Origin of the sequence: Citrobacter sp. Cb028, from assembly GCF_030336705.1 — a bacterium.
Classification (GTDB): domain Bacteria; phylum Pseudomonadota; class Gammaproteobacteria; order Enterobacterales; family Enterobacteriaceae; genus Citrobacter; species Citrobacter braakii.
In genome coordinates this window covers 1,150,330-1,173,289 of record NZ_JAOWCZ010000034.1, presented here as the reverse complement: position 1 = coordinate 1,173,289, position 22,960 = coordinate 1,150,330, and the positions used below count along the sequence as shown (strand labels likewise).

Annotated in this window: 21 protein-coding genes; 14 read left to right on the top strand and 7 right to left on the bottom strand. The window is 53.4% G+C overall.

Going from position 1 to position 22,960, the window contains the following annotated elements:
- Positions 1-5 precede the first annotated feature (5 nt).
- On the top strand, positions 6-1,157 hold the full coding sequence (locus tag OGV75_RS15280; RefSeq protein WP_003836610.1) for an acyl-CoA dehydrogenase: 1,152 nt from the start codon (positions 6-8) through the stop codon (positions 1,155-1,157).
- Between the two features lie 54 nt (positions 1,158-1,211).
- On the opposite strand, the gene OGV75_RS15275 is transcribed toward OGV75_RS15280, so the two are convergent.
- Positions 1,212-2,102: an AraC family transcriptional regulator gene (locus OGV75_RS15275; RefSeq protein ID WP_286480854.1), complete on the bottom strand. Its 891-nt coding sequence runs from the start codon at positions 2,100-2,102 to the stop codon at positions 1,212-1,214.
- A gap of 505 nt (positions 2,103-2,607) precedes the next feature.
- Here OGV75_RS15275 and OGV75_RS15270 point away from each other — a divergent pair.
- From OGV75_RS15270 to fadK, 5 genes are all read left to right on the top strand, one after another.
- Positions 2,608-3,372 (top strand): electron transfer flavoprotein, encoded by a 765-nt coding sequence (locus OGV75_RS15270; RefSeq protein ID WP_047500317.1) that lies wholly within the window; start codon positions 2,608-2,610, stop codon positions 3,370-3,372.
- A 21-nt stretch (positions 3,373-3,393) separates the two neighbouring features.
- A complete protein-coding gene (locus tag OGV75_RS15265; RefSeq protein WP_019076670.1) occupies positions 3,394-4,329 on the top strand; it encodes an electron transfer flavoprotein subunit alpha in 936 nt (311 codons plus the stop codon).
- 53 nt (positions 4,330-4,382) lie between these two features.
- On the top strand, positions 4,383-5,672 hold the full coding sequence (locus OGV75_RS15260; RefSeq protein WP_131345465.1) for an FAD-dependent oxidoreductase: 1,290 nt from the start codon (positions 4,383-4,385) through the stop codon (positions 5,670-5,672).
- Positions 5,669-5,962: a ferredoxin family protein gene (locus OGV75_RS15255; protein ID WP_016152887.1), complete on the top strand. Its 294-nt coding sequence runs from the start codon at positions 5,669-5,671 to the stop codon at positions 5,960-5,962. Before OGV75_RS15260 ends, OGV75_RS15255 begins: the two co-directional genes overlap by 4 nt.
- Positions 5,963-6,045: 83 nt before the next feature.
- Complete coding sequence (fadK, locus tag OGV75_RS15250) at positions 6,046-7,692, top strand: medium-chain fatty-acid--CoA ligase (protein ID WP_094761876.1); 1,647 nt, start codon at positions 6,046-6,048, stop codon at positions 7,690-7,692.
- A gap of 95 nt (positions 7,693-7,787) precedes the next feature.
- Here fadK and ppsA read toward each other — a convergent pair whose 3' ends face one another.
- On the bottom strand, positions 7,788-10,166 hold the full coding sequence (gene ppsA, locus OGV75_RS15245; RefSeq protein WP_016152885.1) for a phosphoenolpyruvate synthase: 2,379 nt from the start codon (positions 10,164-10,166) through the stop codon (positions 7,788-7,790).
- A gap of 328 nt (positions 10,167-10,494) precedes the next feature.
- Between ppsA and ppsR the strand changes: the two genes are divergently transcribed.
- The 8 genes from ppsR (at position 10,495) to OGV75_RS15205 (ending at position 18,577) form a co-directional block, all read left to right on the top strand.
- Entirely contained in the window at positions 10,495-11,328 is an 834-nt protein-coding gene (gene ppsR / locus OGV75_RS15240) for a posphoenolpyruvate synthetase regulatory kinase/phosphorylase PpsR (RefSeq protein WP_016152884.1), read from the top strand.
- A 126-nt stretch (positions 11,329-11,454) separates the two neighbouring features.
- Complete coding sequence (gene aroH / locus OGV75_RS15235; RefSeq protein ID WP_286480853.1) at positions 11,455-12,501, top strand: 3-deoxy-7-phosphoheptulonate synthase AroH; 1,047 nt, start codon at positions 11,455-11,457, stop codon at positions 12,499-12,501.
- A 124-nt stretch (positions 12,502-12,625) separates the two neighbouring features.
- Positions 12,626-12,856 carry a hemin uptake protein HemP gene (gene hemP, locus OGV75_RS23555; RefSeq protein ID WP_072034386.1) on the top strand — a complete coding sequence of 77 codons (231 nt, stop codon included), beginning with the start codon at positions 12,626-12,628 and terminating at the stop codon, positions 12,854-12,856.
- Between the two features lie 74 nt (positions 12,857-12,930).
- On the top strand, positions 12,931-14,916 hold the full coding sequence (locus OGV75_RS15225; protein ID WP_286480852.1) for a TonB-dependent hemoglobin/transferrin/lactoferrin family receptor: 1,986 nt from the start codon (positions 12,931-12,933) through the stop codon (positions 14,914-14,916).
- A 47-nt stretch (positions 14,917-14,963) separates the two neighbouring features.
- Positions 14,964-15,995, top strand: a complete 1,032-nt coding sequence (gene chuS / locus OGV75_RS15220; protein ID WP_103283873.1) for a hematinate-forming heme oxygenase ChuS — start codon at positions 14,964-14,966, stop codon at positions 15,993-15,995.
- Complete coding sequence (locus OGV75_RS15215; RefSeq protein WP_047417832.1) at positions 15,992-16,813, top strand: heme/hemin ABC transporter substrate-binding protein; 822 nt, start codon at positions 15,992-15,994, stop codon at positions 16,811-16,813. The genes chuS and OGV75_RS15215 overlap by 4 nt, the downstream gene beginning before the upstream one ends.
- The gene (locus OGV75_RS15210) at positions 16,813-17,805 is read left to right on the top strand and encodes a FecCD family ABC transporter permease (RefSeq protein ID WP_032947022.1); all 993 of its coding nucleotides are present in this window, start codon (positions 16,813-16,815) and stop codon (positions 17,803-17,805) included. Before OGV75_RS15215 ends, OGV75_RS15210 begins: the two co-directional genes overlap by 1 nt.
- Positions 17,798-18,577, top strand: a complete 780-nt coding sequence (locus OGV75_RS15205; protein ID WP_181635681.1) for a heme ABC transporter ATP-binding protein — start codon at positions 17,798-17,800, stop codon at positions 18,575-18,577. The genes OGV75_RS15210 and OGV75_RS15205 overlap by 8 nt, the downstream gene beginning before the upstream one ends.
- Here the strand turns inward: OGV75_RS15205 and selO are convergent.
- The 5 genes from selO to OGV75_RS15180 all read right to left on the bottom strand — a co-directional run bounded on the left by selO (position 18,574) and on the right by OGV75_RS15180 (position 22,953).
- A complete protein-coding gene (selO, locus tag OGV75_RS15200) occupies positions 18,574-20,016 on the bottom strand; it encodes a protein adenylyltransferase SelO (protein ID WP_286480850.1) in 1,443 nt (480 codons plus the stop codon). The genes OGV75_RS15205 and selO overlap by 4 nt on opposite strands.
- 61 nt (positions 20,017-20,077) lie before the next feature.
- Entirely contained in the window at positions 20,078-20,791 is a 714-nt protein-coding gene (locus OGV75_RS15195) for an EAL domain-containing protein (protein ID WP_016152875.1), read from the bottom strand.
- A gap of 319 nt (positions 20,792-21,110) precedes the next feature.
- Entirely contained in the window at positions 21,111-21,575 is a 465-nt protein-coding gene (locus OGV75_RS15190) for an NlpC/P60 family protein (RefSeq protein WP_003832591.1), read from the bottom strand.
- Between the two features lie 77 nt (positions 21,576-21,652).
- Positions 21,653-22,402 carry a vitamin B12 ABC transporter ATP-binding protein BtuD gene (gene btuD, locus OGV75_RS15185; protein WP_016152874.1) on the bottom strand — a complete coding sequence of 250 codons (750 nt, stop codon included), beginning with the start codon at positions 22,400-22,402 and terminating at the stop codon, positions 21,653-21,655.
- Entirely contained in the window at positions 22,402-22,953 is a 552-nt protein-coding gene (locus OGV75_RS15180) for a glutathione peroxidase (protein ID WP_016152873.1), read from the bottom strand. Before OGV75_RS15180 ends, btuD begins: the two co-directional genes overlap by 1 nt.
- Between the last annotated feature and the right edge of the window lie 7 nt (positions 22,954-22,960).

Below are 22,960 nucleotides of genomic sequence, written 5' to 3'. Positions count from 1 at the left end.
CCCTGATGGATTTTTCATTAACTGAAGAACAAGAGCTGCTGCTTGCCAGCATTCGCGAACTGATTACCAGCAATTTCCCGGAGGAATATTTCCGTACCTGCGATCAGACGGCTACCTATCCGAAAGAGTTTATGCGCGCCCTTGCGGACAACGGTATTTCAATGCTGGGCGTTCCGGAAGAATTCGGCGGTATCCCGGCAGATTACGTCACGCAGATGCTGGCACTGATGGAAGTTTCCAAATGCGGCGCACCCGCTTTTTTAATCACGAACGGTCAGTGCATTCACAGTATGCGTCGTTTTGGCTCCGCCGAGCAGTTACGTAAAACGGCAGAAAGCACCATGGAAACGGGCGATCCGGCTTATGCGCTGGCATTAACCGAACCGGGAGCAGGTTCAGACAATAACAGCGCTACCACCAGCTACACCCGCAAGAACGGCAAGGTATATCTCAACGGGCAAAAAACCTTTATCACCGGCGCTAAAGAGTATCCTTATATGCTGGTACTGGCTCGCGATCCGGAGCCGAAAGATCCGAAGAAAGCCTTTACGCTGTGGTGGGTGGATTCGAAGAAACCCGGCATTAAGGTTAATCCGCTGCATAAAATCGGCTGGCACATGCTCAGCACCTGCGAAGTTTATCTTGATGATGTTGAAGTAGACGAAAGCGATATGGTCGGCGAAGAAGGCATGGGGTTCCTCAACGTCATGTACAACTTTGAGATGGAACGGTTAATCAACGCCGCGCGTAGTACCGGTTTCGCCGAGTGCGCCTTCGAAGATGCCGCCCGTTATGCTAACCAGCGTATCGCATTTGGTAAACCGATTGGCCATAACCAGATGATCCAGGAAAAACTGGCGCTGATGGCGATTAAAATTGAAAACATGCGCAATATGGTATTGAAAGTCGCCTGGCAGGCCGATCAGGAACAGTCGCTGCGGACCAGCGCGGCGTTGGCAAAACTGTATTGCGCCCGCACGGCAATGGAAGTGATTGATGACGCCATTCAGATCATGGGCGGGCTGGGTTACACCGATGAAGCGCGAGTTTCCCGATTCTGGCGCGATGTTCGCTGCGAGCGCATTGGCGGCGGCACCGACGAAATTATGATTTACGTCGCCGGACGCCAAATCCTGAAAGATTATCAGAATAAGTAAGCGATAATCCGTGCCGGATAGCGCACAAGCGTTTTCCGGCACGAGCCAGGATAATCAGACCTCTGGCATCAAGCACTCCTGCTCAACCAGATTATTTTTAAACTGCTTGCGATAATCACTGGGGGTACAACCTACATGCCGCTGAAAGAGTTTGGCAAAGTGATCGACATTTTCATACCCTACCCGCCAGGAGATTTCCGCTAACGAAGCTTCCGTATTCGTCAGGGCAAATTTCGCCTCGGTCATTCGTCGCTGAATCACATAATTGATCGGCGAAATTCGATACTCCTTAGTAAATTCATGGCAGATATAACTCACGCTGGCCCGGAATTTTTTGGATAACTGATCGAGAGTAATTTTTTCACGGAAGTTATTATTTAAATAAACCAGCACATCTTTAATTAAGACATCTTTTTTAATATAACCTTGCTCAGAACGATAGGCATTTTTAAAGTTTTCGTAAAATAAAACGGTTAGAGCATAAGCAAAAGCGTCGTAGGCTGAAGATGTCAGGTTATTTTTGCTCTGGGGGAGCATAACCCCCAACTCATTAAAGATACTCTTAATAACCTCCTTCCCCAGAGTAACGCTAATCACCGGACACGAGTGCATCTGCAATAGCTGATTATCCTGCCAGCCGTTGAAACGAAAACCGTAGAGCGCGCAGGTGTAAGTCGTTGCAGGTGCGCTACTATCCGAAGCAACCGCATGGAGTCGCCCTTGCTCTATCACCACAATATCCCCGGCATGCGCGACATACAGCGACGAATCGATAATTAATCTTGCGACCCCTTTTTTGACATAAATAAGCTCTGTTTCATTATCGTGAACGTGATGACCCGACTCCCAGTTAGGGTCATCACTGATGACGAATCGCGAGAATCTTGGGGTTTTCCCCTGTTCAAAAAGGGTCTCCACGGCATTATCAAAGCAGCGTTGATACATGACAACCTCCACCTAAAGGCAGCAATTTGGGGATTATTAATATCAGAAAATAAAAATGATAATGACGTTATACAACGTTATTCCTTCCCGGCGAAACAAAATTATTTGCCCCGTCTGCAAGATGACACCTTTTGCTTTGGTACATTGCTGCCATTGATTATTTGCGTCTTATAATAATCAAAAAGAATAAATGTTATTAAGCCTGCATTAATAATTTACATATAAGAAACAAATTCAGCGCAGAGGCGATTAAAAACATGATGCATTTCGCAATTATTTTCACTGTCTTTGTGTTCCCGTTTCTTCCTCTGGGACGCACCGTCTGATTATTGCTGATAAACCAGGCATTCCCGGGACGTTTTTTTTGCAAGATTGTTGGCAATGAAAACAGATTTCCCCGTCGAAAACAGCCCTCCCTCTGTCGCACACTATTTTCAGTCAATTTTCCCTACTGTCGATAATGACGCACCACGTCATCATCCACACGAGAATCACTGGAGATGCCATGAAAATAATAACCTGCTTTAAGTTGGTGCCTGAAGAACAGGACATTGTTGTTACCCCACAGCGCTCGCTTAACTTTGACCGGGCCGATGCCAAAATCAGCCAGTTTGACTTAAATGCGATAGAGGCCGCAGCGCAACTTAGCGCGGAGGGTGATGAAATCGTCGCCTTAACGGTGGGCGGGTCGCTACTACAAAACTCCAAAGTGCGTAAAGACGTGCTGTCCCGCGGGCCGGACAGTTTGTATATGGTGCAGGATCCACAACTGGAGCATTCATTACCCCGGGATACCGCTCAGGCGCTGGCCTGTGCGGCCAACAATATGGATTTCGACCTGATGCTGTTCGGTGAAGGATCGGGGGATATCTACGCGCAGCAGGTCGGCTTACTGGTTGGGGAACTATTACAGCTCCCGGTGATTAATGCCGTCAGCAGCATCCAACGTAATGGCGACCGCCTTGTGGTTGAGCGCACGCTTGAAGATGAAGTCGAAGTAATTGATCTGCCGCTCCCCGCCGTACTGTGCGTGACGTCGGATATCAACACACCGCGTATTCCCTCGATGAAGGCGATTCTGGGCGCGGGTAAAAAACCGGTCACCCCGTGGCAAGCCAGCGATATTGGTTGGATACCTGCGTCACCGTTAGCGGAGCTGGTGAGCCTCACCGTGCCGCCGCAAACCGAACGTCAGCACATCATTCTGGAAAATGACTCAGCAGAAGCCATTGCCGAACTGGCTGAACACCTGAAAAAAGCCCTGAACTAAGCCCAACGGAGAGAAATCATCATGAGTAAATTAGCCAACGTCTGGGTGTTCAGCGATAACGTAGAACGCTATGCAGAATTAATGGCCGGCGCTCGCCTGTGGGGTGAGCAGGTTCACCTTATCGTACAAGGCAGCGACCAGGCCAATCAGTTGCAAGCCCTGGGCGCCGATAAGATAGTCGTGCTCGACGCAACCTCCGGTTTACAGCGTGTTGAAAATTACGCTGAGACCATCGCCGCCCTGATGCAGGAACACGCCGGGCTGCTGCTGATGTCCGCGACTAAACGAGCCAAATCCCTTGGCGCACGCTTAAGCATTCAGCTCAACGCAGCGATGGTGAACGACGCCACATCGGTAACGCTGGATGCAGGCATTTTGTTCGCCGAACACCGGATGTATGGTGGTCTGGCATTTGGCAAAGAAAAAATCAAAAGTACGCTGGCGATTATCACGCTTGCTCCAGGCCAGCTTGAACCGGTCGCGGAAAACGCCTCACACAACTGCCCGGTTGTCTCAGCAACGTACATCGCGCCGCACCATGAAGTGATGTGCCTGGAGCGTCGCGCCAAATCCGTGAGCAGCGTGGATCTCAGCAAAGCCAGGCGCGTGGTGGGTGTGGGTCGCGGCCTGGTGGCGCAAAACGATCTGGAAATGGTGCGCCAACTGGCATCGGTGCTGGGTGCTGAAGTGGGTTGTTCACGACCGATTGCCGAAGGCGAAAACTGGATGGAACGCGAACGCTACATTGGCGTTTCTGGCGTGTTATTGAAATCAGACCTGTATCTCACGCTGGGCATCTCAGGACAAATTCAGCATATGGTCGGCGGTAACGGCGCGAAAGTCATTGTCGCCATCAACAAAGATAAAAAAGCCCCTATTTTCAATTACGCCGATTACGGTCTGGTGGGCGACATCTACAAAGTGGTTCCGGCCCTTATCGACCATCTCAGCCGCTAATCCCGTTAACGCACATCTCCCGCTGCCCTCGCGGCGGGAAAGGAGCATAAAGCATGTCAGATGAAAAATTTGATGCCATTGTGGTCGGTGCTGGTGTAGCGGGTACAATGGCAGGCTACGTTATGGCCCGGGCCGGACTGGACGTACTGGTCATTGAGCGCGGCAACAGTGCGGGCAGTAAAAATATGACCGGCGGGAGACTCTACGCGCATAGCCTTGAGCGCATCATGCCCGGATTCGCGCAGGAAGCGCCTCTCGAACGTAAAGTCACCCGCGAAAAAATCTCCTTCCTGACCGAAGAGAGCGCCGTTACCCTCGACTTCCATCGTGAAAAAGACAACGTGCCAGAGCAGGACTCTTATACCGTTTTGCGCAACCGGCTTGACCCATGGCTAATGGAAAAAGCGGAACAGGCTGGCGTGCAGTTCATCCCCGGCGTGCGCGTCGACGCGCTAATTCGCGAAGGCAATAAGGTCACCGGTGTGCAAGCCGGGGACGATATCCTTGAAGCCAATATTGTCATCCTTGCCGATGGCGTTAATTCTATGCTGGGACGGTCGCTGGGGATGGTTCCCCCCTCTTCTGCACAGCACTATGCCGTTGGCGTAAAAGAGCTGATCGGCTTACCGTCGGCGGTGATTGCGGATCGGTTCAATCTGTCAGGCAACGAAGGTGCAGCCTGGCTGTTCGCAGGCTCACCGTCTGATGGACTGATGGGAGGCGGATTTCTGTATACCAACCAGGATTCCATCTCTCTGGGCCTGGTGTGTGGTCTGGGGGATATTGCCCATGCCACGAAAAGCATTCCGCAAATGCTGGAAGACTTTAAGCGACACCCGACTATTCGTCCGCTGATTGCCGGCGGAGAACTGCTGGAGTATTCCGCACATATGGTACCGGAAGGCGGTCTGGCAATGGTTCCGAAACTGGTTGATGACGGGGTAATGATCGTCGGCGATGCCGCTGGTTTCTGCCTGAATCTGGGTTATACCGTGCGCGGCATGGATTTGGCGATAGCTTCCGCAGAAGCCGCCGCCCAAACAGCCATTGCAGCAAAAGAGCGCCAGGATTACTCGGCCAGTAGCCTGATGGATTACAAACGCGCCCTCGAACAGGGCTGTGTGATGCGTGATTTGCAGCATTTTCGCAAGATCCCGGCGCTGATGGAAAACCCGCGCCTGTTTACCCAATATCCCCGCATGGTGGCCGATATCATGAACGATATGTTTACCGTCGACGGAAGCCCAAATCAGCCCGTTCGCAAGATGATCATGTCCCATGCCAGGCAGATTGGGCTGATGAACTTACTGAAAGACGGCATCAAGGGGGCCACCGCACTATGAATCAGGACACTAACGTTAACGTCGACGTCAAACTGGGCGTCAATAAATTTAATGTTGATGAAGGCCACCCGCACATCATTCTGGCTGAACATCCCGACCTTAATGAATTTCGCAAGTTGCTGAAAGCCTGCCCCGCCGGACTGTATAAACAGGATGAGAGTGGAAATATTCATTTTGATTCCGCAGGCTGCCTGGAGTGCGGCACCTGCCGGGTGCTGTGCGGTGACACGATCCTCACACAATGGGAATACCCGCTCGGAACATTTGGCGTTGATTTCCGCTACGGCTAACGGATTTTGCATGTTGTACGCCGGATTGGCCCCGCCTGGCCATCCGGTCAGATGTATGCCGAAATAATCCTGGGAATAACTTCATGAGTATCACACTTACGTTTAACGCCGAACGTCGCCAGGCCTGGCGACAACTGGGTTTATGGGGAGATGCTTCGCTTGGCGATTACTGGCACCAAACCGCCAGAGCCATGCCGGATAAAATCGCCGTGGTTGATAATCATGGCGCTTCATATACCTACGCTGCACTCGACGATGCTGCCAGCAGTCTGGCAACCTGGTTTGTAGCCTGCGGGATCCAACCCGGCGATCGCATTGCCTTTCAGTTGCCTGGCTGGTGCGAGTTCACCATTATCTATCTGGCCTGCCTGAAAACCGGGGCCGTTTCCGTACCACTGCTGCCTGCCTGGCGCGAAGCTGAACTGGTATGGGTACTGAACAAATGCAAAGCGAAGATTTTTTTCGCACCGACGTTGTTTAAACAGACCCGACCGGTCGATCTGATCCTCCCCTTGCAAAACCAGTTGCCGCATCTGCAACAGATTGTCGCCGTAGATAAACTGGCACCGGCCACCGCCTCGCTGGCGTTCAGCCAACTGCTTCTGGCTCCGCCATTAACCCAGGTTATTAACGTTCACGCCGATGAACTGGCTGCCGTGCTGTTTACCTCCGGGACCGAGGGAATGCCGAAAGGCGTAATGTTAACCCACAACAATATCCTTGCCAGCGAACGCGCCTACTGTGCCCGACTCAATCTCACCTGGCAGGATGTGTTTTTGATGCCCGCCCCACTGGGACACGCTACCGGTTTTTTGCATGGCGTTACCGCGCCGTTTTTAATCGGCGCACGCAGCGTTTTGTTGGATATATTCACCCCAACCGCCTGTCTGGAACTGCTCGAGCAACAACGCTGTACCTGCGTGCTCGGTGCAACCCCCTTCGTCTACGACATGTTGTGTAGCCTGGAAAAACGGCCCTGTGATCTCACATCACTACGTTTTTTCTTATGCGGTGGCACCACCATTCCGCAAAAGATTGCCCATGACTGCCAACAGCGCGGCATTAAATTGTTAAGCATCTATGGTTCGACGGAGAGCTCGCCGCATGCGCTGGTCAATCTCGACGATTCACTTTCACGCATAATGAACACCGATGGATATGCCGCCGCAGGCGTGGAAATTAAAGTCGTCGATGAAGCGCGCAATACGTTGCCTGCAGGGGTCGAAGGTGAAGAGGCCTCGCGTGGTCCCAATGTTTTTATGGGCTACCTCGATGAGCCGGAACTGACCGCCCGCGCGCTGGACAAAGATGGCTGGTATTACAGTGGCGACTTATGCCGCATGGACGAAGCGGGATACATCAAAATTACCGGGCGTAAAAAAGATATTATTGTGCGCGGTGGGGAAAACATCAGCAGCCGCGAAGTGGAGGATATTTTATTGCAGCATCCGCGCATTCATGATGCCTGCGTTGTCGCTATGCCAGACGATCGGTTAGGTGAACGGTCGTGCGCTTATGTGGTGCTGAAACCGCCGCATCATTCGCTGTCGCTGGAATCAGTGGTGGCCTTTTTTAGTCGCAAACGGGTGGCAAAGTATAAATATCCGGAACACATCGTCATTGTCGAAACGTTACCGCGCACGGCGTCAGGCAAGGTACAAAAATACCAGCTGCGTCAGGATATCATTCAGCGTTTAAGCGTGGAGAGTGTGGAAAGCGTTGAAGGGTAAAGTACCGGATGGCGATGCTAACACCTCTAATCCGGCCTACGTTGCATACTAACCGTAGGCCGGATAAGGCATTTACGCCACCATCCGGCATGATGTTACTTCTTCAGTTCAGCCAGGCTCAGCCAGGTCTGCACGACGGTGTCCGGGTTCAGCGACAGACTGTCGATCCCCTCTTCCATCAGCCAGGCGGCGAAGTCTTCGTGATCGGATGGACCCTGACCGCAAATACCCACGTATTTGCCCTGTTTCTTGGCTGCACGAATCGCCATCGACAGCAGCGCTTTCACCGCGTCGTTACGCTCGTCAAACAGTTCAGAAACCACACCAGAGTCACGGTCCAGTCCCAACGCCAGCTGCGTCATGTCGTTTGAACCGATGGAGAAACCGTCAAAGTACTCAAGGAACTGTTCGGCCAGCAAGGCGTTGGACGGGATCTCGCACATCATGATGATCTTCAGTCCGTTCTCACCGCGTTTCAGCCCCTGACGCGCCAGCTCTTCCACTACCGCTTTCGCCTGGGCAACGGTACGTACAAACGGTACCATCACTTCTACGTTAGTCAGGCCCATATCGTTACGGACACGTTTCACTGCGTCACATTCCAGCGCGAAACAGTCGCGGAAGCTATCAGCAATGTAACGGCCCGCCCCGCGGAAGCCCAGCATCGGGTTCTCTTCATGCGGCTCATAACGCTCACCGCCGACGAGGTTGGCATATTCGTTGGACTTAAAGTCTGACATACGCACGATAACGCGTTTTGGATAGAACGCCGCACCCAGCGTGGCGATCCCTTCCGTCAGACGACCAACGTAGAATTCACGCGGGGAATCAAAACCTTTCATCATGCCGCGGATTTCGTTTTGCAGCTCAGGCGTCTGGTCATCGAACTCCAGCAACGCACGCGGGTGTACACCAATCATGCGGTTGATGATAAATTCCAGACGCGCCAGGCCGACACCTTCGTTTGGCAGACAGGCGAAGTCGAAAGCCCGGTCCGGGTTACCCACGTTCATCATCACCTTCAACGGCAGATCCGGCATGGTCTCCACGCTGGAACTCTTCACGCTGAAGTCGAGCATCTCAGCGTAAACATAACCGGTATCACCCTCGGCACAGGAGACAGTGACTTTCTCACCGTCCTTCATACGCTCGGTGGCATCACCACAGCCAACCACGGCCGGGATCCCCAGTTCACGGGCAATGATCGCCGCGTGACAGGTACGACCGCCACGGTTGGTGACAATCGCCGCCGCTTTCTTCATGATCGGTTCCCAGTCCGGGTCGGTCATGTCGGTAACCAGGACGTCGCCAGGTTCGATACGGTTCATTTCGCTGATGTCCTGAATGACTTTGACCGGACCCGCGCCAATGCGGTGACCGATAGCACGACCTTCAGCAATAATTTTACCCTGAGCATGCAGCGTATAACGCTCCATCACCTGGCCGCGCGAGCGCACAGTTTCCGGACGCGCCTGCACAATGAACAGTTTGCCGGTATGACCGTCTTTCGCCCATTCGATGTCCATCGGACGACCGTAGTGCTTCTCGATCTGTACCGCCTGCTTCGCCAGCTCCTGCACTTCTGCGTTGGTCAGGGAGAAAATGTCGCGCTGCTCCTGCGGTACATCTTCAATCGTCACCTGCTTGCCGTGTTCCTGGGTTGGCGCGTAGACCATGCGGATTTTTTTCGAACCCATTGTGCGACGGACGATCGCCGGACGGTTTGCCGCCAGAGTCGGTTTGTGCACGTAGAATTCATCCGGGTTAACGGCACCCTGCACAACCATCTCGCCCAGGCCCCATGCGGAAGTGATGAACACCACCTGATCGAAACCGGATTCGGTATCGATGGAGAACATTACGCCGGAAGACGCGAGGTCTGAGCGCACCATCCGCTGAACGCCAGCAGAGAGCGCCACGCCACGATGGTCATAACCCTGGTGAACACGATAAGAGATTGCACGGTCGTTAAACAGCGAGGCAAAGACGTGTTTGATAGCAACCAGTACGGCATCAAATCCCTGGACGTTGAGGAAGGTTTCCTGCTGACCGGCAAATGACGCATCTGGCATATCTTCTGCGGTGGCGGAAGAGCGCACGGCAAAAGAGGCATGGGCATCGTCTGCTGACAGCTGCGCGTAGGCATCGCGGACGGCATTTTCCAGCTCCGGCTGGAAAGGAGTGTCGATAATCCACTGGCGGATCTGTGCGCCGGCTTTCGCAAGCTCGGTGACATCGTCAATATCCGTTTTATCCAGCAGCTCATAAATGCGCTGGTTTACACCGCTCTGGTCCAGAAACTGGTTAAACGCATCGGCGGTCGTTGCAAAACCATTCGGTACGGAAACACCCATACCGGAAAGGTTAGTAATCATTTCACCCAGGGAGGCATTTTTGCCCCCAACTCTGTCTACATCATTCATGCCGAGTTGGTTATACCAAAGCACCAGCGGTGACGAGCCATTGTTGGACATCGAACAATCCTTATATATGAACGAGGTTAGGAAACTCAATTTTGCGTAATTATCTTTGCATATTTACTTCAGCGAAAAAAACGGTGAATCGTTCAAGCAACTTTATTTTTTATTTTTTCAGATTGTTTCCGCATTTGCGCAAACCCGCGAGCCACAGGGGATCACCACAAAAACTACCGGTATAAACATTTGTTCCGAAAAATGAAATGTACTTTTCATTAAATATAAAAATACCGTTTCATTTTACAAAATAGATGCAGCAATATTCGCTTCTGGCGAATTTTAATTTATGCTTTCAGAGAATTATGTCTGCCCCAGGATGAGCAAAATGGATAATGCTGTTGATCGTCACGTATTTTATATTTCTGATGGTACGGCCATCACCGCCGAGGTATTGGGCCACGCGGTAATGTCGCAATTTCCGGTTACGATCAGCAGCATTACGCTGCCGTTTGTGGAAAATGAGAGTCGTGCGCGAGCGGTTAAAGACCAGATTGACGCGATCTATCAACAAACTGGCGTGCGCCCTCTGGTGTTTTACTCTATCGTTTTGCCGGAAATTCGCTCGATCATTTTGCAAAGCGAAGGATTTTGTCAGGATATCGTGCAGGCGTTGGTTGCCCCACTGCAACAAGAGATGAAGCTCGACCCTACGCCGATCGCCCATCGTACCCACGGCCTGAACCCCGGCAACCTTAACAAGTACGACGCGCGCATTGCCGCCATTGATTATACCCTCGCTCATGACGACGGTATTTCGTTGCGCAACCTCGATCAGGCGCAGGTGATCCTGCTTGGCGTTTCCCGTTGCGGTAAAACCCCGACCAGTTTGTATCTGGCCATGCAGTTTGGCATTCGCGCGGCCAACTACCCCTTTATTGCCGATGATATGGATAATCTGGTGCTGCCAGCGTCCCTGAAGCCGTTACAGCATAAATTGTTCGGCCTGACCATTGACCCTGAGCGCCTGGCGGCCATCCGCGAAGAGCGCCGGGAAAACAGCCGTTACGCCTCGATGCGCCAGTGCCGGATGGAGGTTGCTGAGGTGGAAGCGCTGTACCGGAAAAACCAGATCCCATGGCTGAACAGTACCAATTATTCGGTAGAAGAGATTGCTACCAAGATCCTCGACATCATGGGGCTGAATCGCCGCATGTACTAGAATGCTAGTGCATTGGTTCGATTTTTTGTTATTATGCTCGCCACCAGGCAGGATGAGTATGATATTGTGATATACATCACTTCCCGGTAGTCCTGCCGTTGAAGCAACAAATTTCTGAGACAAGTAATGAACAGAACCGATGAACTCCGTACTGCGCGTATTGACAACCTGGTCACTCCAGCAGAGCTTGCGCAACGGCATCCTGTTTCGTCCTCCGTCGCCCGTCATGTTACGGACTCCCGACGCCGGATAGAAAAAATATTAAATGGTGAAGACGCTCGTTTACTGGTGATCGTAGGTCCCTGCTCGATTCACGATCTTGATGCCGCCATGGAATACGCGACGCCTTTACAGGCGCTGCGCGAAAAACATCAGGCGCGTCTGGAAATCGTGATGCGCACTTATTTTGAAAAACCGCGCACCGTAGTGGGCTGGAAAGGCTTAATTTCCGACCCAGATTTAAACGGCAGCTACCGCGTGAACCACGGCATTGAACTGGCGCGCAAACTGCTGTTGCAGGTCAATGAACTGGGCGTACCCACGGCAACAGAATTCCTCGACATGGTGACCGGTCAGTTTATTGCCGATTTAATCAGTTGGGGAGCCATTGGCGCGCGCACCACCGAAAGCCAGATCCACCGTGAAATGGCCTCTGCGCTTTCCTGCCCGGTCGGCTTTAAAAACGGTACGGATGGCAATACGCGTATTGCCGTCGATGCGATTCGCGCCTCCCGTGCCAGCCATATGTTCCTCTCTCCGGATAAAACCGGCCAGATGACCATTTATCAGACCAGCGGTAATCCTTACGGGCATATCATCATGCGCGGCGGTAAAAAGCCGAATTATTATGCTGAAGATATTGCCGCCGCCTGCGATACCCTGCACGAATTTTCCCTGCCTGAACATCTGGTGGTCGATTTTAGCCATGGCAATTGCCAGAAGCAGCATCGTCGTCAGTTAGACGTTTGTGATGATGTGTGCCAGCAAATTCGCAATGGTTCGACGGCGATTGCCGGGATTATGGCGGAGAGTTTCCTGCGTGAAGGTACGCAAAAAATCGTTAGCGGCCAGCCGCTGGTTTACGGCCAGTCCATTACCGACCCGTGCCTGAACTGGGAAGATACTGAACTGCTGGTTGAAAAACTCGCCTCTGCGGTTGATAGCCGTTTTTAATGCTGTTCGCCGGGTAACATCACGTTGCCCGGTGCTAATCCTTTGTTTTCCCCCTCCTTATTGTACAAAATCTATTCTCGTCACAATTATTTCACAAAAAGGCTTGCCGCAATTTTGCAGTTTGATGATAATGATTATCATTGTTAAATTGATTGTTATTTTTAAACACTATTCACGTATGGATAACACAACAACGCCCGCAAAAGAAAAAACACCGCCTGCCGTCGCGCCAAACGAGCGCCGAATTGACAGTAAAAGTCTGCTGGGCAAAGAGGGGCGCGTGATCATAGAACACGATGGTCAGCTCTATCTGCTGCGCCAGACACAAGCCGGAAAACTCATTCTGACCAAATAAACACCACTTTTCGCCAGCCACCCAGGTAGTACCCAGGCAGCCAGCGCTTTTCGATTTCCTAATGGAGAGTTGCTATGCCACACCTGCACACTGCATCCCTGCGCCCTTCGCTCTTGGCGCTGGCGATTATCAGTAACCTGCCCGCCGTCGCGTATGCGGCGGTAGAAGATATGACCGTCACCGCTACCGGCAATGCCCGTAGTGCTTTTGAAGCGCCGATGATGGTCAGCGTGATTGATGCCACCGCGCCGGAAAACCAGACCGCCAGCTCGGCAGCCGACCTGTTGCGTACGGTTCCGGGCCTGACCCTTGACGGCACCGGTCGTACTAACGGCCAGGACGTGAATCTGCGCGGCTACGATCGACGTGGCGTTCTGGTGCTGGTTGATGGCGTTCGTCAGGGAACCGACACCGGACACCTGAACAGTACCTTCCTCGATCCGGCGCTGATCAAACGCATCGAGGTCGTCCGTGGCCCTTCTGCACTGCTGTACGGTAGCGGCGCGTTAGGTGGTGTGATCGCCTATGACACTGCGGATGCCAAAGATCTGCTGGAAGCCGGTCAAAACAGCGGTTATCGCGTGTTCGGTACCGCGGCAACCGGCGATCACAGCCTCGGTATGGGCGCCAGCGCGTTTGGTCGCACCGATACGCTGGACGGACTGCTTGCCTGGTCCAGTCGCGATCGCGGTGATTTGCGCCAGAGCAACGGCACTACGGCACCAAACGACGAAGCGATTAACAATATGCTGGCGAAAGGCAGCTGGAAAATTGACAGCGCCCAGACGCTGGCCGGCTCGCTGCGTTACTACAACAATGACGCCCGTGAACCTAAAAACCCGCAAACCAGCGCGGCGGATGCCACCAGCAACCCGATGACCGATCGCTCAACCATCCAGCGCGACGCGCAACTGACCTACTCGATTGCTCCAGCAGACAATGACTGGTTGAACGCGGATGCCCGCGTCTACTGGTCCGAAGCACGCATTAATGCGCAAAACACGGATAACACCGGCGAGTTTCGCAAACAAACCATCAAAGGCGGCAAAATCGACAACCGCAGCCGCCTGTTTACCGACTCTTTTGCATCTCACCTGCTGACCTATGGCGGGGAATACTATCGTCAGGAACAACAGCCAGGCGGCGCAACCACCGGTTTCCCGGAGGCAAAAATCGATTTCAGCTCCGGTTGGCTACAAGATGAAATCACCCTGCGCGACCTGCCGGTTACGCTGCTGGGCGGTACCCGTTATGACTCTTATCGCGGCAGCAGCGACGGCTATGAAGATGTCGATGCCGATAAATGGTCGTCCCGCGCCGGGCTCACCGTTGCGCCAACCGACTGGCTGATGCTGTTCGGTTCATACGCTCAGGCCTTCCGTGCGCCGACCATGGGCGAGATGTATAACGATGCGAAACACTTCTCGATTGGCCGTTTTTACACCAACTACTGGGTGCCGAACCCTAACCTACGCCCGGAAACCAACGAAACCCAGGAATACGGATTTGGCCTGCGCTTTGACGATCTGTTGATGGCGAGCGATGCGCTCGAATTTAAAGCCAGCTATTTCGACACCAAAGCGAAAGATTACATCTCCACCAGCGTCGACTTCGCCGCCGCGACAACCATGTCCTATAACGTACCCAACGCCAAAATCTGGGGCTGGGACGTGATGGCGAAATATTCCGCCGATCTGTTCAGCCTCGACATGGCCTATAACCGTACGCGCGGCAAAGATACAGACACCGGCGAATACATTTCCAGCATTAACCCGGATACCGTCACCAGCAAACTGAACGTACCGGTTGCGCACAGCGGTTTTTCCGTTGGCTGGATAGGTACATTTGCTGACCGTTCAACGCATATCAGCAGCAGCTACACGAAACAGCCCGGTTATGCGGTAAACGATTTCTACGTGAGCTATCAGGGCCAACAAGCGCTGAAAGGCATGACCACCACGCTGGTACTGGGCAACGCCTTCGACAAAGAGTACTGGTCGCCGCAGGGCATTCCGCAGGATGGTCGTAATGGCAAAATTTTCGTGAGTTATCAGTGGTAATCACTTTTCCCCGGTTCGCCGGGGCAGCAATCTGGAAGGAAGAGACAATGAATCATTACACGCGCTGGCTGGAACTGAAGAAAGAAAATCCTGGCAAATACGCACGTGATATTGCGGGATTGATGAATATTAGCGAAGCCGAACTGACCTTCGCGCGCGTCGGTCATGACGCCTGGCGCTTACGTGGCGAAGTGCGTGAAATCCTCGGCGCACTGGAAGCCGTCGGCGAAACCAAATGTATATGCCGCAACGAATATGCGGTGCATGAGCAGGTTGGTGCGTTTACCAATCAGCACCTGAACGGTCATGCCGGACTGGTACTCAATCCGCGCGCCCTCGACCTGCGCCTGTTCCTCAATCAGTGGGCAAGCGTGTTCCATATCAGCGAAACAACCGCCCACGGCGAGCGTCAGAGCATTCAGTTCTTTGACCATCAGGGGGATGCGCTGCTGAAGGTCTATGCCACACAGAATACCCTCATTGAGGAATGGGCTGCGTTGCTGACCCGTTTCATCTTCGCTGAAAACCCGCCTCTGGCGCTGCAACCCGCCACCCCTTCTGCTCCAGCCACCGTCACGGTCGATGCGCAGACCGTTGATCAAGAGTGGCGAGCCATGACCGATGTACACCAGTTCTTCGGTCTGCTGAAACGCTACGATCTCACCCGCCAACAGGCGTTTAACCTGGTGGGCGACGATCTGGCCTGTAAAGTCGCAAATAGCGCTCTGGCGCAGTTACTCGACACCGCGCGCCAGGATGGCAATGAAATTATGGTCTTTGTGGGTAATCGTGGCTGCGTACAGATTTTTACCGGTGTGATAGAAAAACTGGTGCCGATGAAAGGCTGGCTGAATATATTCAACCCGACATTTACCTTACACCTGCTGGAAGAGAGCGTGGCAGAAACATGGGTAACGCGCAAACCGACCGCCGATGGCCACGTCACCAGCCTGGAACTGTTTGCTGCCGACGGCACGCAAATCGCCCAGCTGTATGGTCAACGAACGGAAGGCGAACCGGAGCAGACGCAATGGCGCGCGCAAATTGACGCACTGACGCCGAAGGGGCTGGCCGCATGAAAAAACTGCTGGTCCTGATTGCGCTACTGCCCATCGTCGCGATGGCTGCGTCCAGGGAACGGGTTGTTGCTCTCGGTGGCGATGTCACCGAGATTGTATACGCACTGGGAGCACAGTCTTCCCTTGTGGCGCGAGACAGCACCAGCCAGTGGCCTGAAGCAGCAAACGCCCTACCTGATGTCGGTTATTTGCGCCAACTCAACGCCGAAGGGATCCTTGCCACCCGTCCTACGCTGGTCCTTGCCAGCGCGCAGGCGCAGCCCTCTCTGGCGCTAAAACAGCTCGAACAGAGCAACGTCAGGGTTGTGACGATCCCGGCAAGCAACGCGCTTAACGTGATTGATGAAAAAATTCGCGTCATCGCCGAAGCCACCCATAGGGAAGCCGATGGCGAAACGCTGCGCACCCGCTTCCGTCAGGAACTGGCGGCGCTGCCGTCATCTGAACTTAACAAACGCGTACTGTTTATTCTCAATCATGGCGGGATGACCGCGATGGCAGCGGGCCAGCAAACCGCAGCCGATGCAGCTATTCGTGCCGCCGGTTTGCGCAACGCAATGCAGGGTGTTAACCGCTATCAGCCGCTGTCGCAGGAAGGTGTCATTGCCAGCCAGCCCGATCTGGTGGTGATTTCACAGGACGGCGTTAAGGCGATGGGTGGCGAAGATAACCTGTGGGCGCTGCCGGGCCTGGCGCAGACGCCTGCCGGACGGAATAAACAGGTATTGCGGGTTGACGATATGGCGCTGCTCGGCTTTAGCGTACGCACCCCGCAGGCCATTTTGCAGCTTCGCGCTAAAGCTGAGCAATTGCCCTGATGTCGCGACGTATCCGTTGTTCTTTATGGACACTCGCACTCATGTTGGTCGTGATGACAATCATGGCTACCGGTTTTGGCGCGTTGCGCCTGCCGGTAAGTCTGCTGTGGCGTGATGGCGATGAGGCACTGCGTCAAATCTGGCTCACCATTCGCCTGCCCCGCGTCTTGCTGGCGCTGGTGATTGGCGGTTCTCTGGCGCTCGCGGGCTGCGTGATGCAGGGCCTGTTTCGCAACCCGCTTGCCGATCCGGGATTACTGGGGATAAGCAGCGGAGCCGCCTGCGCCGTCGCCCTGTGGGTAGTGCTGCCGGTCTCTTTGCCCGCGCTGTTGATGCTGTACGCCCCCATGCTGGCCGCTTTTCTCGGTGCGCTGGCGGCAACGGTGGTTATTTTTATCCTTAGCCAACAACGCGACGCTTCACTCTCACGTCTGCTGTTGGTCGGTATTGCCATCAACGCGCTGTGCGGGGCGGCGGTTGGCGTTCTGTCGTGGGTCAGTAATGACGCGCAACTGCGCCAGCTGTCGCTATGGGGGATGGGCAGTCTGGGGGCCGCGCAATGGTCCACGCTGCTGGCTGTCACTTCATTGACTGTCCCGACGGTGCTGATCATCTGGCGTCTGGCACCGGCGCTGAACCTGCTGCAGTTAGGTGAGGAAGAGGCGCATTACCTCGGCGTAGATGTGCGTACCGTTCAGCGTGTTTTGCTACTTTGTAGCGCATTGCTGGTTGCCGCAGCCGTGGCGGTAAGCGGCGTAATTGGCTTTATCGGGCTGGTTATCCCGCATCTGATGCGCATGTGGCTCGGCTCAGACCATCGGGCCGTTATCCCAGGTTCCGTGCTGGCGGGCGCATTTTTATTGCTGATAGCCGACACGCTGGCCCGTACGGCGGTTGCGCCTGCGGAAATGCCGGTCGGTTTGCTAACCAGTCTTCTGGGCGCACCGTGGTTTTTATGGCTTATTTTTCGTCAGCGAGGACCGCATGGCTGAACATTTCATCGCTGAAGGGCTTCACTATCGCGTCGCGGGCAGAGCGGTGATTGACGACGTCACTCTTGCTCTCGAAAAAGGTGAACTGGTGGCGCTCATCGGCCCAAATGGTGCGGGGAAATCCACCCTGCTGCGCCTGCTGACCGGTTTTCTGAAACCGGCTACAGGGCGCTGCGTGCTGGCGGGTAAACCGCTGGATGAATGGCATAGCCAAACACTGTCGCGGCATCGGGCGGTGATGCGCCAGCAAACACAACTGGGATTTGACTGGCCGGTAGAGGCCGTCATAGCGATGGGGCGTACGCCCTGGACCTCGCGGTCGGAACCTCGACTTATCGCTCAGGTGATGGAAATGACCGGATGTACACCGCTGGCGGGCCGGCAATACGCCGCGCTTTCCGGCGGCGAGCAACAGCGAGTACAGTTAGCCCGTGCACTGGCGCAACTTTGGTGCGACGGCGCGCCTCGCGGCTGGTTATTCCTTGATGAGCCGACCTCTGCGCTGGATCTTTACCACCAGCAGCATCTGTTGCGCTTGCTGAAGACGCTTACCGCTTCACAAGAGCTGCATGTGTGCATTGTGCTTCACGATCTGAATCTCGCCGCACTGTGGGCAGACAGAATAGTGTTGCTGCACAACGGCAGGCTGGTGTCGCAGGGAACGCCAGAGGCCGTGTTACAGGCCGATGACCTGAAGCGCTGGTATGGCGCGCAGGTACACGTTGGGCAGCATCCGGCCAACGGATCCCCGCAGGTGTTTCTGGCCCCTTAGCTTGAACAGCTCACTTCCAGCCGTTTGCCCCAGTCAGGTGGACGGCTGACATAGTCATCATCACGATCGACAAATGGGGTACGCAACGCTTCGTGTAACCGATGCAGCTCGGCGTAATCCCCCTGCTCTGCCTGATTAATCGCCCGTTGCGCCAACCAGTTACGTAATACCATCGCCGGATTAGCCGCCTTCATCTGCGTTTGTCTGACTGCGTCGGCAATGTTGTCTTGCTGCAGGCGTGAGCGATACCGTGTGAACCAGTCATCAAACGCTGCGCGTTCGATAAACTCATCGCGCAGCGGGGATTGCGCGCTGTGTTGTTCCGTCTGACTGAGCATGCGAAACGTTCGCGTATAGTCGCTTCTTTCCCGCGCCATCAGGTTAAACAGTTCACTAAGCAGTTCGTTATCGTTTTTTTGCTCGCTAAAGAAGCCAAGCTTTTGTCGCATCCGCTGACCGTAGCGAGTTAACAGCGCCAGTTGATAACTGTCCAGCGCATCATTAAGCGCCTCGACCGGGATAAATGGCGACAGAGTTTGCGCCAGACGTTGCAGGTTCCAAAGCGCCGCGGCCGGTTGATTATCGAAACTGTATCGACCCTGGTTGTCTGAGTGGTTGCAGATAAAATCGGGCACGTAGTCATCAAGGAAACCGAATGGGCCGTAATCCATCGTCAGTCCCAGAATCGACATGTTGTCCGTGTTCATGACACCATGCGCAAATCCTACCGCCTGCCAGTCCGCGATTAACGTCGCAGTACGCGTGACAACATCGTTAAACCACAGCTGATACTTATCGGCTTCTTCCTGCCATTGCGGCCAATAATAGCGAATCGCAAAGTCAGCCAACTGGCGCACTTTTTCCGGCTCACGGCGATAGTAAAAATGCTCAAAATGGCCAAAGCGCATATGGCTTTGCGCCACGCGAATGAGCATCGCCCCTGATTCTACCGTTTCGCGATACACCGGCGTGTCGCTGGTAACAATCGACAATGTCCGCGTGGTCGGTATTCCCAGGTAATGCATCGCTTCGCTGGCCAGGCTTTCGCGAATTGTCGAGCGCAGTACGGCGCGACCATCCCCCATACGGGAATAAGGCGTAAGTCCGGCGCCTTTCAGGTGCCAGTCACACGTTGAGCCGTCAGCGAGCTGTTGTTCGCCCAACAGGATCCCGCGTCCATCGCCAAGCTGGCCCGCCCAGACGCCAAACTGATGTCCGCTATAAACTTGCGCTAACGGCGACATCCCGGGAAGCAACGATTCACCGCCCCAAACACCGGCTCCGGTCGGAATATCAAATAGCGTCTCTGGAATAGCTAATTGCTCCGCCAGCGCAGCGTTATGCCAGATCAGGCGCGCGTTTTTCAGGGGAGTGGGTGAAAGTGCTGTATAGGTTGCTGGTAATTCATCACGCCAGCGGGTGGTAAAAGACAGGGTCATAGGGCCTCCTGTCTCTAGTGTAGACTGTTAAAAGCCTGTTAAACACCAGCAAATATAAGGGTTATATCTTCGCGAGCGAAATTATCTGCGCGGGGGGCACAGCAGGCCACAGCGCGCCCTGCATGGCGCTGAATCCCAGAGGCAGTACGCGCGCTAACATCTCGGGTGTATCAATACCGCTAATGATAATTGACTCACTGCTGGGAAATAGCTGTGCCAGGATAGCCCGCATAAAGGGCTCAAACGAAATATGTGTAATCCTTTGTTGAACAAAGTTTTTATCGAGCACGACGCGTTTGAACAGCCCATCAAAAATTGCCCGATTTGATATGCCACCAGCACCATAGTTTGTCAGTACTAATGGAAATCGCGCCGCCAGTGCTGCCAGCGTTGGATTCGCTTTTCCATTATTTAACTCTGGATAGTTTTCATTAATAGCCAGTTCCAGAAATGACAATCGTTCAACTTGTGAAGCAAATTTAGTATCTGATAATAAAGTATTAGCAATTGCCGGCGTTAAATTAATCCAGGCAGAAACCTTTCGTTGAATAAAAAAATGTTGGCACGTTTCGATTAATTCAAGCTTTTCGGTAAATAAGCGACATTGCTCTTCGTCCGACATCCGAGGTAGGACCAGCTCGGTGGGTATACGCACATCCCCCTGCGCACTGGCAAAACTGGTAATGATATCTACGTATTCAAGATCGCCTTTTTCGTTTCTCGCAGGGAGAAAAGAGAACTCTGAATGGTAAAGAGTATCCATTGAAACAATCATCGTGCCAGCCCCTCTGCATAGGTGTTATCCGGCATCCTGTAGCAAAGGATGGAGAAATACGTTATTGCTGATGCAAGTAGAGGCCCTTTCATTTTTCCCTTTATAGCCAGTAAATCGAATCCCTTTTTTTTAGCTTATCCTGATTATAAGCGAATATCCAGCTTTGCACTTTTTAATATCTCGGAATAAATCATATTTTTAGCAAGATACGCTCTTAATGTTCAGGGGTATTGTCCGGCTGGCGGCAGAAATAAGAAGTTACTAACAAATGGAAATGTCGAGGCTGCTCAGCCGTAGGCAGCCTCGTGACTGATGAGGATTAAATACGTCGCGCCTGCCAAAAGTTTTTGCGCCAGTAAACGTTGTCCAGTGACGAGCGCATCACACCACGGCTGGTTGAGGCATGAATAAATTGATTATTGGTGTCGTAAATTCCGACATGCAGACCGCTTTCCCCAGAACCGGTTTTAAAGAACACCAGATCGCCGGGCAGCAAATCATCTTTATCAATTTCGGTACCAATCTTTGATTGCGTGCGCGTATCACGCGGGAGTTGCAGATCGAATTTATCGCGCATTGTCATCAATACAAATCCAGAACAATCCACTCCGCTACGGCTCATGCCGCCATAACGATAGGGTGTGCCATGCCAGGTTTGTAGCTGGTCATTAAGCCCGGCGATAACGGCGATAGAATCCGACAAGCGGGCATTTGGCGCAGGAGCACGATGGCTGCTGCAGCCCGCCAAAAACAATGCTGTGATGAAAAGAAGCCAAAAGCGCATTCAGGACGAATCCTCTGAATTATATTTTTATGTCAATTTAGCGTGGAAATTATATGATTTTCAAGAACCCATTTAACTTAAGTGGTTGATATGAGCATTCTGTGGCCTTCAATATCCAAACGACGGAAGTTCACGCCATAAGCCGCAGACAGATTGGCCGGCGTTAGTACCGTATCACGAGCACCACTGGCAAGCAGCTTCCCGCGTTTGAGGAGCCAGGCCTTGTGCGCATGACGTAAGGTATGATTAAGGTCATGGCTGCTCATTACAATCGCGATGCCCTGCAAACACAGCTGACCCAGCATCCGGTCCAGCGCATTTTGTTGCGCCACGTCCAGGCTGTTCATCGGCTCATCCAGCAGCAAAAGCTGGCCGAATGGATTCGCTTGTGGGCAAATCTGCAGGATAACCGCAGCCAGGCGCACGCGCTGCCACTCACCGCCGGAGAGCTGATTCACGCTGCGTCCCAGCTTATCCCCAAGCCCAAGCGCATCGGCGACTTCCTGTAACAGATCGGTGCGTGCTTTATCGGGTTGATGCAGCGTCAGAAAATGCCAGACCGGCATCGCAAACGGTGGGTTTTGCTGTTGCGCAAGATAAGCACGATATTGCGCCAGCTTTGCTGCCGGCCATTCATCCAATGACACATCACCAAAGGTGATGCTGCCCTTGCCGGTCGTCAGCCCCGCCATTCGCGCCAACAGCGTGCTCTTTCCTGCGCCGTTAGGCCCCACTAAATGCAGGATCTCCCCTGCTTTTATCTCACCAGAAAGCGGGCCAAGTCGGGTCGATTCTGCTACGTCCTGTAGCTGCATCAATCGAGACATTAGTTTGCCAGCGCCGTCTTGATGGATTGCACCAGAACAGGATCCTCAGGCGTCATATCGGGTGAAAATCGTTGCAGTACCTGACCATCCCGACCCACTAAAAACTTCTCGAAATTCCACAGAATATCGTCCGGGTAGAGCGGCGCCCGACCTTTACTCGCCATACGCTCATAGAATCCACTATCCGCAGGCGCAACGGCGGTTGGCGCGGCATCAATCAGTTTCTGATACAGCGGATGGCGTCCCTCGCCGTTGACCTCAATTTTGCTGAACATCGGGAAGGTAACGCCCCAGGTGGTACTGCAGTACGTTTTTATTTCCTCTTCACTGCCCGGCTCCTGGCCCAGAAACTGGTTGCAGGGGAACCCAAGAACGGTAAAGCCCTGCTGATGCCAGGCTTTCTGCAGATTCTCCAGTTGCTCATATTGCGGCGTTAGCCCACATTTTGAAGCAACGTTGACGATTAACAGCACATTTCCGGCATACGGCTGCAGTGAGGTCACCTTGCCGTCAATGGTCGTCACGTCTGTATCGAGGATAGTGTTTTGCATAGCATCT

What these genes read in the sequence shown, in the direction of transcription:
- OGV75_RS15280 (WP_003836610.1), top strand. Translation starts at nt 6, where the DNA reads ATGGATTTTTCATTAACTGAAGAACAAGAGCTGCTGCTTGCCAGCATT.
- OGV75_RS15275 (WP_286480854.1), bottom strand. Translation starts at nt 2,102, where the DNA reads ATGTATCAACGCTGCTTTGATAATGCCGTGGAGACCCTTTTTGAACAG.
- OGV75_RS15270 (WP_047500317.1), top strand. Translation starts at nt 2,608, where the DNA reads ATGAAAATAATAACCTGCTTTAAGTTGGTGCCTGAAGAACAGGACATT.
- OGV75_RS15265 (WP_019076670.1), top strand. Translation starts at nt 3,394, where the DNA reads ATGAGTAAATTAGCCAACGTCTGGGTGTTCAGCGATAACGTAGAACGC.
- OGV75_RS15260 (WP_131345465.1), top strand. Translation starts at nt 4,383, where the DNA reads ATGTCAGATGAAAAATTTGATGCCATTGTGGTCGGTGCTGGTGTAGCG.
- OGV75_RS15255 (WP_016152887.1), top strand. Translation starts at nt 5,669, where the DNA reads ATGAATCAGGACACTAACGTTAACGTCGACGTCAAACTGGGCGTCAAT.
- fadK (WP_094761876.1), top strand. Translation starts at nt 6,046, where the DNA reads ATGAGTATCACACTTACGTTTAACGCCGAACGTCGCCAGGCCTGGCGA.
- ppsA (WP_016152885.1), bottom strand. Translation starts at nt 10,166, where the DNA reads ATGTCCAACAATGGCTCGTCACCGCTGGTGCTTTGGTATAACCAACTC.
- ppsR (WP_016152884.1), top strand. Translation starts at nt 10,495, where the DNA reads ATGGATAATGCTGTTGATCGTCACGTATTTTATATTTCTGATGGTACG.
- aroH (WP_286480853.1), top strand. Translation starts at nt 11,455, where the DNA reads ATGAACAGAACCGATGAACTCCGTACTGCGCGTATTGACAACCTGGTC.
- hemP (WP_072034386.1), top strand. Translation starts at nt 12,626, where the DNA reads ATGATAATGATTATCATTGTTAAATTGATTGTTATTTTTAAACACTAT.
- OGV75_RS15225 (WP_286480852.1), top strand. Translation starts at nt 12,931, where the DNA reads ATGCCACACCTGCACACTGCATCCCTGCGCCCTTCGCTCTTGGCGCTG.
- chuS (WP_103283873.1), top strand. Translation starts at nt 14,964, where the DNA reads ATGAATCATTACACGCGCTGGCTGGAACTGAAGAAAGAAAATCCTGGC.
- OGV75_RS15215 (WP_047417832.1), top strand. Translation starts at nt 15,992, where the DNA reads ATGAAAAAACTGCTGGTCCTGATTGCGCTACTGCCCATCGTCGCGATG.
- OGV75_RS15210 (WP_032947022.1), top strand. Translation starts at nt 16,813, where the DNA reads ATGTCGCGACGTATCCGTTGTTCTTTATGGACACTCGCACTCATGTTG.
- OGV75_RS15205 (WP_181635681.1), top strand. Translation starts at nt 17,798, where the DNA reads ATGGCTGAACATTTCATCGCTGAAGGGCTTCACTATCGCGTCGCGGGC.
- selO (WP_286480850.1), bottom strand. Translation starts at nt 20,016, where the DNA reads ATGACCCTGTCTTTTACCACCCGCTGGCGTGATGAATTACCAGCAACC.
- OGV75_RS15195 (WP_016152875.1), bottom strand. Translation starts at nt 20,791, where the DNA reads ATGATTGTTTCAATGGATACTCTTTACCATTCAGAGTTCTCTTTTCTC.
- OGV75_RS15190 (WP_003832591.1), bottom strand. Translation starts at nt 21,575, where the DNA reads ATGCGCTTTTGGCTTCTTTTCATCACAGCATTGTTTTTGGCGGGCTGC.
- btuD (WP_016152874.1), bottom strand. Translation starts at nt 22,402, where the DNA reads ATGTCTCGATTGATGCAGCTACAGGACGTAGCAGAATCGACCCGACTT.
- OGV75_RS15180 (WP_016152873.1), bottom strand. Translation starts at nt 22,953, where the DNA reads ATGCAAAACACTATCCTCGATACAGACGTGACGACCATTGACGGCAAG.